At 66.0% G+C, this 16,940-nt stretch carries 18 protein-coding genes; 7 read left to right on the top strand and 11 right to left on the bottom strand.

Annotation, left to right across the window (positions count from 1 at the left end; translation table 11 throughout):
• The first annotated feature begins 150 nt into the window (after positions 1–150).
• Positions 151–624: a transcription elongation factor GreA gene (gene greA / locus V5F84_RS15695; protein WP_348844794.1), complete on the top strand. Its 474-nt coding sequence runs from the start codon at positions 151–153 to the stop codon at positions 622–624.
• 299 nt (positions 625–923) lie between these two features.
• Here the strand turns inward: greA and V5F84_RS15690 are convergent, their stop codons facing one another.
• On the bottom strand, positions 924–1,406 hold the full coding sequence (locus tag V5F84_RS15690) for an Lrp/AsnC family transcriptional regulator (RefSeq protein WP_348844795.1): 483 nt from the start codon (positions 1,404–1,406) through the stop codon (positions 924–926).
• 249 nt (positions 1,407–1,655) lie between these two features.
• Between V5F84_RS15690 and trxB the strand changes: the two genes are divergently transcribed.
• The 3 genes from trxB (at position 1,656) to V5F84_RS15675 (ending at position 4,172) form a co-directional block, all read left to right on the top strand.
• Complete coding sequence (trxB, locus tag V5F84_RS15685; RefSeq protein ID WP_394044593.1) at positions 1,656–2,630, top strand: thioredoxin-disulfide reductase; 975 nt, start codon at positions 1,656–1,658, stop codon at positions 2,628–2,630.
• 18 nt (positions 2,631–2,648) lie between these two features.
• Positions 2,649–3,539 carry a LysR family transcriptional regulator gene (locus tag V5F84_RS15680; RefSeq protein WP_394044591.1) on the top strand — a complete coding sequence of 297 codons (891 nt, stop codon included), beginning with the start codon at positions 2,649–2,651 and terminating at the stop codon, positions 3,537–3,539.
• A gap of 315 nt (positions 3,540–3,854) precedes the next feature.
• The gene (locus tag V5F84_RS15675) at positions 3,855–4,172 is read left to right on the top strand and encodes a hypothetical protein (protein ID WP_394044589.1); all 318 of its coding nucleotides are present in this window, start codon (positions 3,855–3,857) and stop codon (positions 4,170–4,172) included.
• Between the two features lie 207 nt (positions 4,173–4,379).
• Here V5F84_RS15675 and V5F84_RS15670 read toward each other — a convergent pair whose 3' ends face one another.
• On the bottom strand, positions 4,380–4,862 hold the full coding sequence (locus V5F84_RS15670; RefSeq protein ID WP_394044587.1) for a Ros/MucR family transcriptional regulator: 483 nt from the start codon (positions 4,860–4,862) through the stop codon (positions 4,380–4,382).
• Positions 4,863–5,431: 569 nt separating this feature from the next.
• On the opposite strand from V5F84_RS15670, the gene V5F84_RS15665 reads away from it, so the two are divergent.
• Positions 5,432–6,544: a linear amide C-N hydrolase gene (locus V5F84_RS15665; protein ID WP_394044585.1), complete on the top strand. Its 1,113-nt coding sequence runs from the start codon at positions 5,432–5,434 to the stop codon at positions 6,542–6,544.
• A gap of 78 nt (positions 6,545–6,622) precedes the next feature.
• On the opposite strand, the gene V5F84_RS15660 is transcribed toward V5F84_RS15665, so the two are convergent.
• From V5F84_RS15660 to V5F84_RS15635, 6 genes are all read right to left on the bottom strand, one after another.
• Complete coding sequence (locus V5F84_RS15660; protein WP_394044583.1) at positions 6,623–7,432, bottom strand: enoyl-CoA hydratase/isomerase family protein; 810 nt, start codon at positions 7,430–7,432, stop codon at positions 6,623–6,625.
• On the bottom strand, positions 7,429–8,700 hold the full coding sequence (locus V5F84_RS15655) for a CaiB/BaiF CoA transferase family protein (RefSeq protein WP_394044581.1): 1,272 nt from the start codon (positions 8,698–8,700) through the stop codon (positions 7,429–7,431). The genes V5F84_RS15660 and V5F84_RS15655 overlap by 4 nt, the downstream gene beginning before the upstream one ends.
• A 74-nt stretch (positions 8,701–8,774) precedes the next feature.
• Positions 8,775–9,584: a GntR family transcriptional regulator gene (locus tag V5F84_RS15650; protein ID WP_394044579.1), complete on the bottom strand. Its 810-nt coding sequence runs from the start codon at positions 9,582–9,584 to the stop codon at positions 8,775–8,777.
• A gap of 58 nt (positions 9,585–9,642) precedes the next feature.
• Entirely contained in the window at positions 9,643–11,154 is a 1,512-nt protein-coding gene (locus V5F84_RS15645) for a tripartite tricarboxylate transporter permease (protein WP_394044577.1), read from the bottom strand.
• A 22-nt stretch (positions 11,155–11,176) separates the two neighbouring features.
• Positions 11,177–11,656, bottom strand: coding sequence for a tripartite tricarboxylate transporter TctB family protein (locus tag V5F84_RS15640; protein WP_394044575.1), 480 nt, complete (start codon positions 11,654–11,656; stop codon positions 11,177–11,179).
• 60 nt (positions 11,657–11,716) lie between these two features.
• Positions 11,717–12,712, bottom strand: a complete 996-nt coding sequence (locus tag V5F84_RS15635; RefSeq protein WP_394044573.1) for a Bug family tripartite tricarboxylate transporter substrate binding protein — start codon at positions 12,710–12,712, stop codon at positions 11,717–11,719.
• Between the two features lie 225 nt (positions 12,713–12,937).
• Between V5F84_RS15635 and V5F84_RS15630 the strand changes: the two genes are divergently transcribed.
• On the top strand, positions 12,938–13,288 hold the full coding sequence (locus tag V5F84_RS15630; protein WP_394044571.1) for an ArsC family reductase: 351 nt from the start codon (positions 12,938–12,940) through the stop codon (positions 13,286–13,288).
• Between the two features lie 233 nt (positions 13,289–13,521).
• On the opposite strand, the gene rnhA is transcribed toward V5F84_RS15630, so the two are convergent.
• Genes rnhA through ispH form a run of 3 tightly spaced genes read right to left on the bottom strand, consistent with a single transcriptional unit; the run spans position 13,522 to position 15,917 of the window.
• On the bottom strand, positions 13,522–13,989 hold the full coding sequence (gene rnhA, locus V5F84_RS15625; protein ID WP_394044569.1) for a ribonuclease HI: 468 nt from the start codon (positions 13,987–13,989) through the stop codon (positions 13,522–13,524).
• The gene (locus V5F84_RS15620) at positions 13,986–14,951 is read right to left on the bottom strand and encodes a homoserine kinase (RefSeq protein WP_394044567.1); all 966 of its coding nucleotides are present in this window, start codon (positions 14,949–14,951) and stop codon (positions 13,986–13,988) included. Before V5F84_RS15620 ends, rnhA begins: the two co-directional genes overlap by 4 nt.
• A gap of 3 nt (positions 14,952–14,954) precedes the next feature.
• Positions 14,955–15,917, bottom strand: coding sequence for a 4-hydroxy-3-methylbut-2-enyl diphosphate reductase (gene ispH, locus V5F84_RS15615; protein WP_394044565.1), 963 nt, complete (start codon positions 15,915–15,917; stop codon positions 14,955–14,957).
• Positions 15,918–16,171: 254 nt separating this feature from the next.
• On the opposite strand from ispH, the gene V5F84_RS15610 reads away from it, so the two are divergent.
• On the top strand, positions 16,172–16,867 hold the full coding sequence (locus tag V5F84_RS15610) for a DUF1013 domain-containing protein (RefSeq protein ID WP_394044563.1): 696 nt from the start codon (positions 16,172–16,174) through the stop codon (positions 16,865–16,867).
• Positions 16,868–16,940 lie beyond the last annotated feature (73 nt).

The raw sequence follows: 16,940 nt of genomic DNA, 5'->3' as shown, positions 1-16,940 counted from the left end.
CGCGATTGGCGTGACTGCTTGAAGGCGCGCCGTAAACCGAGACGGTGATCGTCGCGCGCTTGCGGTATCATATTCAGGGCCGGATGGGGCGTCCCCACCGGCCGGCGACCAGTGAGTCGCTCCGTTTCTAGGAGGTTCTACGAAGGACCCATGGACAAGATTCCCATGACCCAGGCCGGCTTTGCCGCCATGGAAGTTGAATTGCGCAACCGTCAGCAGGTGGAGCGTCCGAGGATCATCGCAGCGATTTCCGAAGCGCGCGCTCATGGCGACCTTTCGGAAAACGCCGAATATCACGCGGCGAAGGAGCAGCAATCCCTGAACGAGGGCCGGATCGCGGAGCTGGAAGACAAGATATCCCGCGCCGATATCATCGACGTCTCCAAGCTCTCCGGCGAGACGGTGAAATTCGGCGCCACCGTGACCTTGGTGGACGAGGACACGGAAGAAGAGAAGGTCTGGCAGATCGTCGGCGACAATGAAGCCGACGCCAAGGCCGGGCGCATCTCCATTTCCTCGCCCGTGGCGCGCGCGCTGATCGGCAAGCAGAAGGGCGCCTCCGTCGAGGTGGTGACGCCGAAGGGCGCCCGCTCGTTCGAGATCGTCTCGGTGCGCTGGATCTGAGCGGGCGTCCGCCTGCGGCTTGGGGGAGTCTGCGTCTCTCTTTTCTCTGTCGCGCGGCAATCCCCTCTTGCCCTCCCCGTTCCCCCTCCCAATCCTCCCCCGCAAGCGGGAGAGGGCTTTGCCTTTGGAAGATCATCCCGCCCGGTTTCACCCTCCCCGCAAGGGGGGAGGGAGAAATCGCAAACGCGGTCCTGAAGGCAGGGTGAGGGAGCGGCGGCGGAGGGTTGGATCGCGCCAGTGGAAAGAGAGGCACACCCGGAGACCAGCCGAACGACGCGGCGCTTACGCCCTCGTGGCCCTCACTCCGGCATCTCGATCGTTTCCAGCGGCACGATGGGCGCGTTCTTCGCCTGTTTCAGGGTCAGCGCCGTCTTCACATTGCGCACGTTCGGCGCGGCGGTGATTTCGAGCACGAAATTCTGGAATGTGCGCAGGTCCGGCGCGACGCACAGCATCAGGAAATCCACGTCGCCGGACAGCATCCAGGCGCCCCGCACCAGCGGCCAATTGTCGATGCGGTCCTGGAAGGCGGAAAGGTCCACTTCCGCCTGGCTGATGAGATGCACCATCGCAAAGCCCATCAAATCATAGCCCAGGCGCTTCTCGTCCAGCAGGGCGCGGTAGCCCTGGATGATGCCCTCTTCCTCCAGCCCGCGCACGCGGCGCAGGCACGGCGGCGCGGAAATCCCCACGCGGCGGGACAGCTCCACATTCGTCATGCGCCCGTCTCGTTGCAGCTCGGCCAGGATTTTCCAGTCCACGGCGTCGAGATGAGAGGTCAAGGGGTCACTCCTTCGGGGCGTTTGCGCCGCACCTTAGTGAAGCCGCAGCGGCACGCAACGAAATAATATTTCGCCAGTGGGCTGGGGACATCGGCCCTGAACCCTATTCGGGTGCAGGCAGCGCCTTGTGGGACAGCGCGGCTGTCCTTACATTCACGCATAGCTCGCGCCAGGGAAGGCGCAGGAAGAGGCGGTCTCGGCCCTTGCAGCCCTCGCAAGCGGGGGGACTGCTCCCGGTTCGAGGTTGCCATGCCTGCTCTCCACGCATCCGCCCAGCATGTGAAGGTCGTGATCATCGGATCCGGCCCCGCTGGATATACCGCTGCCATCTATGCCGCCCGCGCCATGCTGGAACCGGTGCTCATCGAGGGCATCCAGCCCGGCGGCCAGCTCACCATCACCACCGACGTCGAGAATTACCCGGGCTTCGCCGACGTCATCCAGGGCCCCTGGCTGATGGATCAGATGCGCGCCCAGGCCGAGCACGTGGGCACGCGAATCGTCTCCGACCATGTCTCCAGCCTCGATCTGTCGCACCGCCCGTTCCGCCTCGTGACCGAGTCGGGCGCGGTCTATGTGGCCGAGACGGTGATCCTCGCCACCGGCGCGCAGGCCCGCTGGCTCGGCATCGCCTCGGAGGAGACCTATCGCGGCCTCGGCGTTTCCGCCTGCGCCACCTGCGACGGCTTCTTCTATCGCGGCAAGGAAGTGGTGGTGGTCGGCGGCGGCAATACGGCCGTGGAAGAGGCGCTGTTCCTCACCAATTTCGCTTCCAAGGTCACCTTGGTGCATCGCCGCGACCGGCTGCGGGCGGAGCGCATCCTCCAGGATCGCCTGTTCGCCCATCCCAAGGTCAATGTGGTGTGGAACGCCGCTCTCGAAGAGATCGTGGGCGAGGAGGATCCCTCCCGCGTCACGGCGGTGAAGCTGCGCGACGTGCATAGCGGCAAGATCGCCGAACTGCGCACGGACGGCGTGTTCATCGCCATCGGCCATGCGCCGGCGACCAGCCTCGTGGAGGGGCAGGTGAAGCTGAAGGACAGCGGCTATGTGTGGACCGCTCCCGATTCCACCGCCACCTCCGTGCCCGGCGTTTATGCCGCCGGCGACGTGGCGGACGACGTCTATCGCCAGGCGGTGACGGCCGCCGGGCGTGGCTGCATGGCAGCCCTGGAAGCGGAGCGCTTCCTGGCGCTCAACGAGGTCTCGGCGGCGGCAGAGTAGCAGCGTAAGGGCGCAAGCATGGACTGGGACAAGCTTAAGGTTTTCCACGTCGCTGCCGAAGCGGGCTCCTTCACCCATGCGGGTGAGACCCTCGGCCTGTCCCAATCCGCCGTGAGCCGGCAGGTCTCGGCCTTGGAGCAGGAGCTGAAAGTGCCCCTGTTCCACCGCCATGCGCGCGGCCTCATTCTCACCGAGCAGGGCGAGCTTCTGTATCGCACCGCGCACGAGGTGTTCCTCAAGCTGGAATCGGCGCGCGCGCAGCTCACGGACAGCCGGGAGAAGCCCAATGGCGACCTGCGGGTGACCACCACGGTCGGCCTCGGCACCCATTGGCTCACCGCCCGCGTGGGCGAGTTCGTCGATCTCTATCCCGACATCCGCATCCAGCTCATCCTCACGGACGAGGAACTGGACCTTGCCATGCGCGAGGCGGACGTCGCCATCCGCATGCGCCAGCCGGTGCAGCCGGATCTGGTGCAGCGCAAATTGTTCACCGTGCATTTCCACGCCTATGCCTCGGCGGATTACCTCAAGCGGCACGGCCACCCGCGCACGCTGGACGAGCTGGACAAGCATCGCATCCTGCTGCTCGGCGGGCCGATCCCGAGCTATTTCCAGGGCCTGAACTGGCTGGAGCATGCCGGCCGCGAGGGCGGGGCCCCGCGGGTGCCGGCGTTCGAGGTCAACAGCGTCCTGGGGCTCAAGCGGGCGGTGGAGCGCGGCGTGGGCATCGGCACCTTGCCGGATTATCTCTCCGACGATTCCACCTCGCTGGTGCAATTGTTTACCGACCGCGAAACGCCGCAACTTGAGGCATATTTCACTTATGCTCAGGAAATGCGCTCGGTGGCGCGGATTCAGGTGTTCCGCGACTTCCTGATTTCCAAGGCGCAGCGCTGGAATTACTGATTTGTGACGCTTCCGGCCGGTGCACGCGGCTTGGGCGCGCATTAGCCCAGCGTTAGGCACATGCCTGACATGCGATCATTTTGCGTTGCAATCTGCCCAAGGAAGGGGCAATTTGTTCTTGCACTGCTTGCATCCTGTGCGGTGCAGCAGCTGTTCCCCTCTGGAAGGTTCGCCGCACTGCGGCGATACTTGCCGGGCCTCTCGCGAGGTCCGGCACTTTTCTTTTCAGCATTCGCTTGCAGCCTGTTCGGGCGCAGATGGGAACTGCTGGGGCGGCACGGGGGTTCTTCCGGTCTAGACGCGGAAGGACAGTCCATGAATTCCCTGGAGCACGGGGCCGCATTGCTGCGCCGCTCCGGCCCTCACGCGGGGCCGTTTCCCGGCAATCCCGAGCCGATCCGGCCCCCGACGCCCCCTGTGCCACCCATCGACCCCATCGGCGATCCTGAGGATGTTCCCGATCCCGGGCCGGACCTGCCGCCCCTGCCGGACGATGATCCGCGCCGTGAGCCACGGCGCGATCCTTTCCCCGACCCCGAGCCGATGGAGGATCCCGCGCCGCTGCGCGACGATCCGGTGCAGATGGCAAGAGCGGGTGTGGTGCGCGGCGCGCGGGCCGTGGTGCGGGCCTGAATTCGCCCTCAGGCGAATGCGCAAAACCGGCGTCGTCCGCCGCACGGGACGTTCAGCGCCGGCTGACCGGTGCGGCTCAATGTGGAGTCAGTATAAACACTGCCCGCGGCTTCAAAAATCGCCGGCTCGGATTGCGCAATGCGCGGCCGGCAAATAAAAAGACGGCGCGGGCGTTGCGGCCCGCGCCGTCTTTTCAAGCAGAGGACTTCAGCTCTTCTTGGCCGGGGCGCGGCGCTTGGCGGCCGGCTTGGCGGCCACGGGGGCGGCGGCGGCGGTCTTGCGCAGCTGGCCGAGGCCGGAGGCCTTCGCCAATTCCGAGCGGGCGGCAGCATAGTTCGGAGCAACCATGGGATAGTCGCTCGGCAGGCCCCACTTCGCGCGGTACTCTTCGGGGGTCAGGTCGTAACGCGTGCGCAGATGGCGCTTCAGCGACTTGAACTGCTTTCCGTCTTCCAGGCAGATGATGTAATCGGGCGTCACCGATTTCCGGACGCTGACGGCGGGAGTCAGCGGCACCACTTCGGGTTCCTTGGTGGTCTGCGTGAGGTTGGCGATGGAGGTGTGGACGGTTTCGATCAGGCTCGCGATCTCGCTTGCCGCCACCGAATTGTTGCTGACGTAGGCCGCCACGATCTCTGCAGCGAGCTCCACATATATTGCATTCAAGGCGGGGTTGGATTCGTCGGTCAATGAAGTCGTCCTTATTCTTGAGTGATGCTTTATTGCCTCATCTCATTGACAACCGCAAGTCTTCGTCGTTTTTCGCGTTAAAATGGTAACGCACGATTTTTGCGTGCTGCCCGGAAGAGAAGCAACCTCGCAGCCGCAGCGAAGACGCAGGTGTAAGGCGCGTTGCGGGAGACTTGGCGTGAGGTAATCTTCGTGTTTCCGCTCCCGACCGTCGAGCCGCAACCCTTTATCCCATCGATATTTCGGTGTCCTGATCGCCGCCGGCGAAAGAGCGCGCGCAACTGGCTGGCGTTAGGAAATAGGGTTCGTGGAATCGGGTGCCAGCCTACCATTCCACCCGGATCTTCTCGCGCCCGGACTCTCGAATTCTGCGACATTTGTGTCTCAATACGATTGACTAAACGTAAATGTGAAGCCGGCGCGATGCCGAAAAGAGAATCACCGGAGTGCCCGCCGCCGAACATTTCCGACCTCTGGAACCGGGAAGACTTGGCGGGCGCCCTGGGCAGCGGCGGGTGCGATGCTTATGCTTCCCCGGCGGCGAACCGGCCGCGCAAAGGGGGCTCAACATGCTGTCACGCGTCACCCGATCGATGGCCGCCGCGTTTGCCCTGATATCGGCGGTCGTTCTGCCGGTGCAGCAGGCGAATGCCTGCACCTCTTTCCTGCTGCACTCCAATGACGGTGGTTTCGTCTATGGGCGCACCATGGAATTCGGCCTGCCCATGCAGTCGCAATTCCTGGTGGTGCCGCGCAAGCTCGCGCTCGCCGGCACCGCGCCGGACGGCACCGCCAATGCGGGCCTGCCGTGGACCACGAAATATGGGGCCGTCGGCCTCAATGGGCTCGGCCTCCCGGTGCTCGTGGACGGCCTCAACGAGGCGGGCCTTGCCGGCGGCATGCTCTATCTGCCGGGCCTTGCGGATTATCAGGAGGTCGCGCCCGCCGATGCGAAGAGTTCGATCGCGTCCTACGAACTGCTGCTCTATCTCCTGACGAACTTCGCCACGGTCGAGGAAGTCAAGGTCGCCCTGCCCAAGATCAAGGTGAACAAAGCGCTGCAATCGGTGCTGAAGATGCCCGCGCCGCTGCATGTCACGCTGCACGACGCCGGCGGGAAAAGCCTTGTGATCGAATATATCGGCGGCTTGCTTCAGATGCACGACAACCCGACGGGCGTGCTGACCAATGCGCCGAACTTCGAGTGGCACATCGCCAATCTTGGCAATTATCTCAATCTCTCGGCCTATGACCCCAAGCCGGTCACCATCGGCGGGCTGACGATCTCGCCGCCCAGCACCGGTTCCGGCGCCGTGGGCCTGCCGGGCGATGTGTCGTCGCCGTCGCGTTTCGTGCGGGCGTTCCAATATAGCCGCGCGGCGCCCCCGCTCGCCAAGAGTTCGGATGCGGTGGATCTTGCGTTCCATCTGCTGAATACGTTCGACATCGCGCCCGGGGTCGTGCGTACGGCGGCGGACAGCCAGGCCGGCGGCGGCATCGCCGGGGTCGAGACCACGGAATGGAGCGCCGTTTCGGATCTCAAGACGAAGCGCTTCTACTTGCGCACCTACCAGAACAGCCAGACCCAGGTGCTCGACCTGACGAAGGCGGACCTCGACGCCAAGGCGATGAAGACCTTCTCCATCGAAACGCCGGCAGCCGCCCTCGACGTCCTGCGCTGAGGGACGCGCATTCAAGAAAATGCCCGGCGATCTGCCGGGCATGGTCGTTTCGGACCGGGGACGAATCCGGGCGGGCGGCTAGACGCCGCGCCAGACCGGCGGGCGCTTGGAGGTGAAGGCGTCCACGCCTTCCTGGAAATCGGCGCTGCCGTAGGCGGCGCGAACGAGGTCGCCGTCCTCGGGGTCGAGATCATCGCCGAGCCGGCGCAGGGCTTCCTTGGTCACCCGCATGGTGACGGGGGCCTGGGATGCGATGCGCGCGCACAGCTCCGCCACATGGGCGTCCAGCGCCTCGGGCGCGACCACGCTCACATAGCCGGTGGGCAGGCTTTCGGCCGGCATCAGCTCCGCCAGCATGAGCATGCGCTTCACCACGGGCAGGCCGAGGGCCTGGGTGAGGCGGCGCAGGTTCGCCGCCGAAAGGCAATTGCCCAGCGTGCGGGCGATCGGCACACCGAACCGCGCGCCGGGCGTCGCCACGCGGAAGTCGCAGACATTGGAAATCGCCATGCCGCCGCCCACCGCGAAGCCTTCGATCACGGCGATGGTGGGCATGGGCAGCTGCTCCAGCGCGCCGATGAAGCCTTCCACCTTGGCTTCATAGGCGATGCCGTCGTCTCCGCCCGCAAAGGCACGGAACTGATCGATCGAGGTGCCGGCCACGAACGCCTTGCCGCCGGCGCCGCGCAGCACCGCCACGCGCACCGTGTCGGCCTTGGTGGCGAGCAGGGCGCAGGCCTGCGCCAATTCCTCATACATGCGCCAGGTCATGGCGTTGTGCGCATGGGGCCGGTCGAAGGTGAGGCGGGCGATCGGTCCGTCGATCTCCAGCCGCACCGTGCCGGAATCGGCGGCGGGAGGGGCGGTGGCGGTCAGGGTGTCGTTCATGGCTCGAAGGCTCCTCCCGTGCGCAGGGCGTCCACGGCTTCTCCGACCACGCCCAACTCGCCGAGAATAGCCTCGGTATGCTCGCCAAGCAGCGGGGGATGCAGCCGCACCTGCTGGGGCGTGCCCTGGAGCTTCACCGCAAAGCCGATATTGGGGACCGTACCCTCGATGGGGTGCGGCACTTCCATCCGCATGTTGCGATGCTGGCCGTGCGCGCTCTCGAACGCCTCGGGGTAGTTGTACATGGGACCGGCGGGAATGCCGACGGCGAGCAGGCGCTCCACCCAGTCTTCCGAGGTGCGGGTGACGAACACCTTCTCCAGCTCCTCGATCAGCGCCTCGCGATTGGCCAGCCGGGCGGAAATATCGCTGAAGCGCGGGTCCTCGATCAGCTCCGGCCGGCCGAGGTTTTCGCACAAGGCGCGATAGAGCTTCTGGTTGGTGGCGCCCATGACGAAATAGCCGTCCTTGGACCGCACCGCCTGATAGGGCGCGCTCATGCGATTGGCGGTGCCGAGCGGGGTCGGCACCTTCCCGGTGCCCCAATATTCGCTGGTGTCCCACACCGAGAAGGCCAGCGCCGCCTCGAACAGGGAGGTGTCGATATATTGCCCTTCGCCGGTGTGGGTGCGGCCGATATAGGCGCCCAGCACCGCATAGACCGCGAACAGGCCGCAGCCGATGTCGGCCACCGGCACGCCGGCCTTCACCGGCGGGCCGCCGGGATGGCCGGTGACGCTCATCACGCCGGACATGGCCTGCGCCATCAGGTCGAAGCCCGGGCGCAGCGCCCAGGGGCCGGTCTGGCCGAACCCGGAAATGGAGGCATAGACCAGGCGCGGATTGATGGCCTTGAGGCTCTCATAATCGCACTTGAGCTTCTTCATCACGCCGGGGCGGTAATTCTCGATGAGAATATCGGCCGTCTCGACCAGTTTGTAGAACAGGTCGCGGCCGGCCTCGCTCTTCAGGTTGATGGCGATGGACCGCTTGTTCCGGTTCATGTTGAGGAAGCCCATGCTGTCCGGGCCCTTCATCTTGAAGCCCATGGCGCTGCGGGTCTGGTCGCCGGTGCCCGGCGGCTCCACCTTGATCACGTCGGCACCGAGGTCGCCCAGCAGCATGCTGGCATAGGGCCCGGCCATCACCTGGCTGACATCGAGCACGCGCACCCCCTCCAGCGGCAGGGGACGGCGCGCCGCCTGTCCCTCGACCGCGGGCCGCTCGGCGGTGTCCCGCGCGGCGGCGGGGCGATGGGTTGCGCTCATGATGGGCCTCCTGGCATCTAATCAATAATTACATTTGCTGCGGCGCACGGCGCCGAGGGAGCATGCGTCTTCTGCTATTCGGCGCGGATCTTGCGCGGCCGGCCGACCGCGCGCCGGGCAGGGGTGGGAAGCGCGGTGTCTGCGGGCCGCCCCCCGGCCGGCCCTTCCCCCGCGCTTCCCGCGCCCGCGCCTTCGCGGCCCGCGGCGCCGTCGGCGGCGCTCTCACGGGCGATGAATTCGCGGGCGATGCCGACGGTCGTGCCGGTCACATGGTCTTCCAGCAGCTTGGACAGGCGCGGCCCGTCGCGCGCTTCCAGAGCGGCGATCATCTGCTCGTGCTCCGCCACCGCCTGGCGCCAGTGCGCGGTGCTCTTGCGCATCACGAACCGGCACGCGTGAATGCGCGTGAGCACCTGATGATAGAAGGACGCGAGCGTGGCATTGCCCGCCAGCTCGAACGTGGCGTCGTGGATCAGGCGGTTCTGCTTGAGATAGGCGGGCTCGTCGCCGGCCCGGTAATAGAACATCATCTGCTCGTGCAGCGCCCGCACCTTGGCGATCTGCGCGTCCGTGGCGTTGCGGCAGGCGAGCGCGCCGGCCAGCGCTTCCAGCGACGCCATGATCGGGAACAACTCCTCCACCTGCTCCTCGGTGATGCGCGCGACGATCGCGCCGCGATGGGGCAGGATTTGCAGCACGCCTTCCGCCGCCAGCACTTTCAGGGCTTCGCGGATGGGGGTGCGGGAGACGCCGAAATGGGCGCACAGCTGCTCTTCCGGCACCTTCTCGCCGGGCCTCAGTTCGCCTTGCAGGATCATGTCCCGCAAGGGCGCCACGAGGGTTTCGTGCAGCGAATGGCGGACGATGTGCGCGGAGCTCGTCATGACAGGATCATCCGGCGTCGGGTGGGCCAAATATCCCTTTGGTAGCACTGATTCGCCATCACACCGCCTCCGCTCCGCGCGGCCCGCGCAGGCGCCCCATCACCGCGCCGATGGCGGGCAGCAGAAGCAGCAGCACGCCCAATGCCATCATCGTGCCCACCAGCGGATTGGACCAGAAGATCGAGGCCGAGCCGCCGGAGCTGAGCATCGCCTGGCGGAAGGCATCCTCCGCCTTGTCGCCCAGCACCATGGCCAGCACGAACGGGGCGAGGGGATACTCCAGCTTCTTGAAAATATAGCCGATCACGCCGAAACCCAGCGCCAGCCACAGGTCGAACACGTGGCTCGCGACCGTATAGGCACCGATGACGCAGACCACGACGATCATCGGGCCGACGACGGTGAACGGCGCCCGCAGGATGGTGGCGAACAGCGGCACGGTGGCGAGCACCAGCACCACGGCGATGAGATTGCCGAGATACATGGAGGCGATCAGGCCCCACACGAAATCCGGCTGGGTGGTGAACAGCATGGGCCCGGGCGCAAGGCCCCAGATCATCAGCCCGCCCATCATCACCGCCGCGGTGGCCGAGCCGGGAATCCCGAGCGCCAGCATGGGCAGAAGGGCGCACGAGCCGGCCGAATGATCGGCGGTTTCCGGGGCCACGATGCCCTCCGGCTCGCCCTTGCCGAAATGCTTGCCGCGCTTGGAAAAGCGCCGCCCCATGGCATAGGACATGAAGGACGCCGCCGTGGGGCCTCCGGGCGTGATGCCCATCCAGCAGCCGATCAGCGCGCTGCGCACGATGGTCACGAAATAGCGCGGCAGCTCGCACACGGTGCGGAAGATCTCGCGCAGGCTGAGGCGGGCCTTCACGCCTTCGAACTTCAGCCCCTCCTCCATGGTCAGCAGCAACTCGCCGAAGCCGAACAGGCCGATCACCGCCACCAGGAAGGAAATGCCGCCGATCAGCTCGTCCATCTCGAAGGTGAGGCGGCTCGCGCCGGAAATGGTGTCCATGCCGATGGTGGCGCAGGCGAAGCCCATCATCATCGACACGAGGCTGCGGAAGGGGGAGCCGCCGCTCATGCCGATGAAGGAAGCGAAGGCCATGAAATAGACCGCGAAATATTCCGCCGCGCCGAAGCGCAGGGCAAAATTCGCGACCCAGCCCGACAGGAGCGTGATGACGATGACGCCGGTCAGCGCGCCGATGCCGGCGGAGGAGAAGGCGAGCGTCAGCGCCCGCGCGGCCTGCCCGTTGCGCGCCATCGGATAGCCGTCGAACGTGGTGGCGACCGAGGAGGGTTCGCCGGGAATATTGAACAATATGGAGGTGGTGGACCCGCCGAACAGCGCCCCCCAATACATGGAGGTCAAAAGAATGATCGCCGAGATGGGGTCCATGGTGAAGGTGAGCGGCAGCAGCAGCGAGACGCCGTTCGGCGCGCCGAGGCCGGGCAGCACGCCCACCACCAGGCCCAGCAGCACCCCGCCCACCATGATCGCCACATGGTTGAAGGTGAGCGCGACGGCGAAGCCGTCCATGAGCTGACCGAAATTGCCCATCGCGTGTTTCCGCCCGGTTTGTTCAATAGATGCCGAGAGCGTCGAGGACCGGGCCCTTCAGCAGCGGCACCTGGAACAGCTTCTCGAATACGATGAAGGAGACGATCGTCACCGCCAGCGCCCCGCCGATGCAGGTGGGCCAGCGGAACCCGCCCGGCACGGCCAGGGCGTAGAACACATAGAGCGCCATGCCGATGTAGAGACCGAGGACGGCCGAGACGAGCGCGAAGGCCACCACCGGCAGGAAGAAGCGCGCGAGCGCCGCGAGCTTGGCGGCGGTCACGAACGGCTCGGCTTCCTCCCGGCGGCGCACCACGGCTTCCCCGAGCACGCCGCACGCGCCGAGGATGATCAGGCAGCCCACATAGAAGGGAAAATAGCCCGGCTCCGGCCCGGAGGAGCCCCAGGCGATGCCGTTTTCGAGCGAATTATAGCTCACCACGGCGCCCGCGAGCGCCACCAGCAGGGCAAAGCCCACATCCATGCGGAAGCGTGAAATCATGGCATGTCTCCGAAACCGGACCCGCGCGGCGCACGGCCGCGCGGAAGGGGGCGTTCAGCCTCAGCGCACCAGCCAGCCGTTGGCTTCGTAGTATTTGGTGTATTCCGCCTCGTGCTTCTTGATGAAGGCGGCGAATTCATCGCCCGTCAGCACGCGGGGGATCTGCGCGCCGCGCTCCACATAGGATTTCCATTCCGGCGTCTGGGCGACCTTCTTGAACAGGTCAATGTAGAAGGCGACCACGTCGGGCGGCATCTTGGCGGCGAGCCAGACGGTGCGCGGCTGGGCGAAGGACTTGATGTCGAGCCCCGCCTCGATGCAGGTGGGGATGGAGGCCCAGGACTGGCCCTCGAAGATTTCGGTCTTGTTGTCGAGGCGGGTTTCCTCGAACACGCACAGCGGCTTCTGCACGCCGGCGCGCCATTGCTCCACGCTTTCGCTGGGATTGTTCATGTTGGCGTCGATATGGCCGCCCGCGAGCTGCACCGCCGCCTCGCTGCCGCTCTTGTAGGGGATATAGGTGAGATCGATGCCTGCGGCGCGCTCCACCAGCGTCATGAGGGTTTCGTCGGCTTCCTTGGCCTTGGCGCCGCCGACCTTCAACTGGCCGGGCTTTTCCTTGGCGCGGGCGACGAAATCCTTCACGTCCTTGATGCCGGAGGCGGGATTCACCCACAGCAGGAACGGATCGAAGGTCATGGCCGCGACCGGTGTCAGGTCGTCGAGCTTGTAGCTCAGCTTGGAGGCGAGGGGCAGGACATAGACGTCCTGCGTGCCGAAATAGAGCTTGTTGGGATCGCCGGGATTGGTCTTGGCGTAGATGAAGCTCTCCGCGCCGCTGCCGCCCGCCTTGTTGGTGACGATGATGGGCGTGGGCAGAAGATTGTTCTTGTTGATCGCCGACTGCACCACGCGGGCGAACGTATCGGTGCCGCCGCCGGGACCGGCCGCCGCGACGAATTCGATCGGACGATTGGGCACCCATTCGGCGCTGGCCATGGCCGGCAAGGCGGCCGTGAAGGCGAGCGCAAGGGCCGCGAGAACGCGCTTGGACATGCATTTCCTCCTGACAGGCGTCTGAATCCGCGCCGATTGGAAGGAAGGCTAGCGGCTCCGTAATCTCACATCAATAATTAAAAATGCGATTTAATTAATTTCTTTCCTGTGCTGTGCGCGCAGGCGCCGGGGCGGCGAATGGCTGCGGGCGTGCCCGCGTCAGGGTCGTGCGGGCACGCGGCCTGAGATGCTAGAACCCATACAGATCAGCGAAGAGACGGCACCATGGCGACGGCGACGATCTATGGCATCAAGAATTGCGACACCATGAAAAAGGCCCGGGCCTGGCTCGATGCCCATGGGGTCGCTTATGCGTTCCATGACTACAAAACCCAGGGCATCGACCGCGCGACGCTGGAAACCTGGGTGCGGGCGCTCGGATGGGAGGTGCTGCTCAATCGCGCCGGCACCACATTCCGCAAGCTGCCCGAAGCCGAGAAGACCGGCCTCGACGAGGCCAAGGCGGTGACGCTGATGCTGGCCCAGCCCTCCATGATCAAGCGGCCGGTGCTGGACCTGGGCGGCCGGCTGATGGTGGGTTTCAAGGAGGCCGACTACGCCGCTGCGCTCGGCTGAGGGACTCGGCTGAGGGAGGGGCTGGGCTCGGAGCCTTCGGCATTCAAGGGCGCCGCCTGCAATGGCGCGACGCCGTGCGCGATCCGTTCGAGGCCGATCGGCATCTCGCGGGATCATGGCCTCTTTGAAGGCGCCCGTGTCGTTCCCCGATCGGTCGTCACGGTTGTGAGGGGACAAGCCCGCGCATGGCGGCGGCGGCCGCAAGCACGTCCCGCCGTGGATGGCGATCGGCCCTAACCCGCCCCGACGCGGGCGAAGCCGCCGCCCTTGAAGGGGGCCATGCCGTCGCGGGCCAGCTGGTCCGCGCGCTCGTTCAGTTCGTTGCCGGCGTGGCCCTTGACCCAATGCCACGCGATCTCGTGGCGGCCGAGGGCGGCGTCGAGCCGCTCCCACAGATCCTGGTTCTTCACCGGCTTCTTGTCGGCGGTCTTCCAGCCGTTGCGGCGCCAGCCGGCGACCCATTTGGTGATGCCGTTGCGCAGATATTCGCTGTCGGTGTGGAGATCCACCGCGCTCGGCTTCTTCAGCGCCTCCAGGGCGCTGATGGCGGCCATCAGCTCCATGCGGTTGTTGGTGGTGTGCGCCTCGCCGCCGGAGAGTTCCTTCTCGTGCGGACCCGAGCGCAGAACCGCGCCCCAGCCGCCCGGCCCCGGATTGCCCGAACAGGCGCCGTCGGTCCAGATCTCGATGCGGGCGCTCATGGGGTCAGCCCATAATCGCGGGCGCTGTCCACGGCGCGGTGGAAGCGCAGCTTGCGCAGATATTCCAGCGGGTCCTTGGGGCGCACCAGCGCGCCTTCCGGCACGTTCAGCCAGTCCACGAGGCGGGTCAGCAGGAACCGCAGCGCAGCCCCGCGCGCGAGGCGCGGCAGGGCCTCGACCTCGCCGGGCACCAGCTCCCGCACGGTCTGATAGCCGGCCAGAAGCGCCCGGCCCTTGGTGGCGTTGAAGGCACCATCCTGCTCGAAGCACCAGGCGTTCAGGCACACCGCGACGTCATAGGCGTAGAGATCGGTGCAGGCGAAATAGAAATCGATGATGCCGGAGAGCCGATCGTCGAGAAAGAAGGCGTTGTCCGGAAACAGGTCGGCATGGATGACCCCGGCGGGCAGGCCGCGCGGCCACCCGCTTTCCAGCTCCGCAAGCTCGGTGCCGATGGTCTCGGCCAGGCCCGGCATCACCTCGTCGGCCCGGTCGCGGGCGGCGGCGTACAACGGGCGCCAGCCGGCGACGGACAGGGCGTTCGGCCGCTTCAGCGCGAAATCCGCGCCAGCCAGATGCAGCCGCGCGAGCGCCTCGCCCAATTGCCCGCATTGGGCGGCGGTGGGCCGGCGCACGGAAACCCCGCGCAGGAACGTGACGATCGCCGCCGGCCGGCCGGCCAGTTCCCCCAGCATGGAGCCGTCCCGCCCAGCCACCGGCTCGGGGCACGACAGGCCGCGCGCGGCCAGATGCTGCATTAGCCCGATGAAGAACGGCAGGTCCGCCGGGTCCACCCGCTTCTCGTACAAGGTGAGAATGAAGGTGCCGCGACTGGTTTGCAGCAGGAAGTTGGAATTCTCCACGCCCTCGGCGATGCCGTGGAAGGATTCCAGCGTGCCGATATCGTAGCGCTCAAGGAATTCGGCAAGGCTCGTGGCCGAAACGTCGGTATAGACAGCCACGTTCTATTCCGCCGCGTCGGGGCGCAGGGCGCGGGGCAGGGGAAAGAACACGTCTTCCTGGGCGGCGGTCACGGTCTCCACATGCAAGGTGTAGCGTTCCGCGAATGCGTCGAGGATTTCTTCCACCAGCACTTCGGGCGCGGAGGCGCCGGCGGTCACGCCGAGACTGGAGATGCCCTCGAAGCGGGGCCAGTCGATGTCCGCCGCCCGTTGCACCAGCACGGCGACGCCGCATCCTTCGCGCGTGGCGGTCTCGCGCAGGCGCTGGGAATTGGAGGAATTGGGCGCGCCCACCACCACCATGGCATCCACCTTGGGCGCCACCTTCTTCACCGCTTCCTGGCGGTTGGTGGTGGCATAGCAGATGTCTTCCTTGTGGGGCGCGACCGTCGCCGGGAAGCGCGACGTCAGGATGGCGACGATCTCCGCCGTGTCGTCGATGGAAAGGGTGGTCTGCGTCACATAGGCGAGGTTGTTCGCATCGCGCGGGATGAAGGCGCGCGCATCCTCGGCGGTTTCGATCAGCGTGACCACGCCGGGCTCGAACTGCCCCATGGTGCCCACCACTTCCGGGTGGCCCCGGTGGCCGATCAACAGGATGTCGCGGCCCTTCTTGTGATGCACCTGCGCCTCGCGATGCACCTTCGTGACCAGCGGGCAGGTGGCGTCGATGGAGAAGAAATTGCGCGCGGCCGCGTCTTCCGGCACCGATTTCGCGACCCCGTGGGCGGAAAAAATCACCGGCGCGCTGGTGGGCGGGATCTCGTCCAGCTCGCGCACGAAGATCGCGCCCTTGTTCTTAAGCCCTTCCACCACATACTTATTATGCACGATCTCGTGGCGCACATAGACCGGCGCGCCATGGAGTTCCAGCGCCCGCTCCACCGCGTCGATGGCGCGCACGACGCCGGCGCAGAAGCCGCGCGGAGCGCAGAGCAGGACACGGAGCGGGGGCTTTTCTTCCATGATTCATGTGTTCCAGGGTTCAGACGCTGAAAAGCCTCGCCGGCACCCTGCCTGTCAAGCGGCGCGGCCCGCAGGGACGGATTCGCACGCTGCCGCGGGGGAGCATTTGCATAAGACTGCACAGGCGCTTATATTAAAGGCATCCCGGACATCGTGAGACATCCGCGGTTCGCTCCCGGCCCGGAGCGACCTCGCGCAGATTTGCGCCCCAGGTGTCGTGAATGTCCACCTAAGAGAAGCTTCAGAGGCAGCCCATGTCATCCAACACCCCCCTGATGCCAAAAGCGACGGCCGTTTGGCTGGTGGAGAATACCGCCCTCACGTTCGAGCAGATCGGCGATTTTTGCAAACTTCACCCGCTGGAAGTGAAGGGCATCGCCGACGGCGAAGTGGCGCAGGGAATCAAGGGGCTCGATCCCATCTCCAACGGCCAGCTCACCCGCGAGGAGATCGATCTTGCGGAGAAGAATGAGAGCCGCCGGCTGAAGTTGCAGGAATCCAAGGTGCGCCTGCCGGAGCAGAAGCGTCGCAAGGGGCCGCGCTACACCCCGGTGTCGCGCCGCCACGATCGCCCGAACGCTATCCTGTGGCTGATCCGCAACCATGCCGAATTGAAGGACGCGCAGATCATCCGCCTGGTCGGCACCACCAAGGCGACGATTCAGCAGATCAAGGAACGCACCCACTGGAATTCGGCGGCCCTGACCCCGATGGATCCCGTGACCCTCGGCCTGTGCAGCCAGATCGATCTCGACATGGAAGTCCAGCGCGCCGCCAAGGATCGACCCGCCGCCCCGGCCGGCGAGGAGAAGGGCGCGACCCTTCTGCCCGCCGATGTCACGACCCGCCAGGACGAGGACGATACCGACCATGCGCCGAGCGGCCGTCGGGAATCGCTGGATCTGGAAACCGTGTTCGCCAAGCTGGGCGGCTCCAAGAAGGGCGAGTGATCCGCTTCGGATAAGCCGCGCCGACCCATGCCTTCAGGGGCAGCCGCGATCGGCTCCAAAATAGAAACGGCGC

Source organism: Roseixanthobacter liquoris, assembly GCF_043195135.2.
GTDB lineage: Bacteria > Pseudomonadota > Alphaproteobacteria > Rhizobiales > Xanthobacteraceae > NCEH01.
The sequence above is the reverse complement of the archived record's forward strand: the minus strand, read 5'-3'. Positions and strand labels throughout refer to the sequence as shown.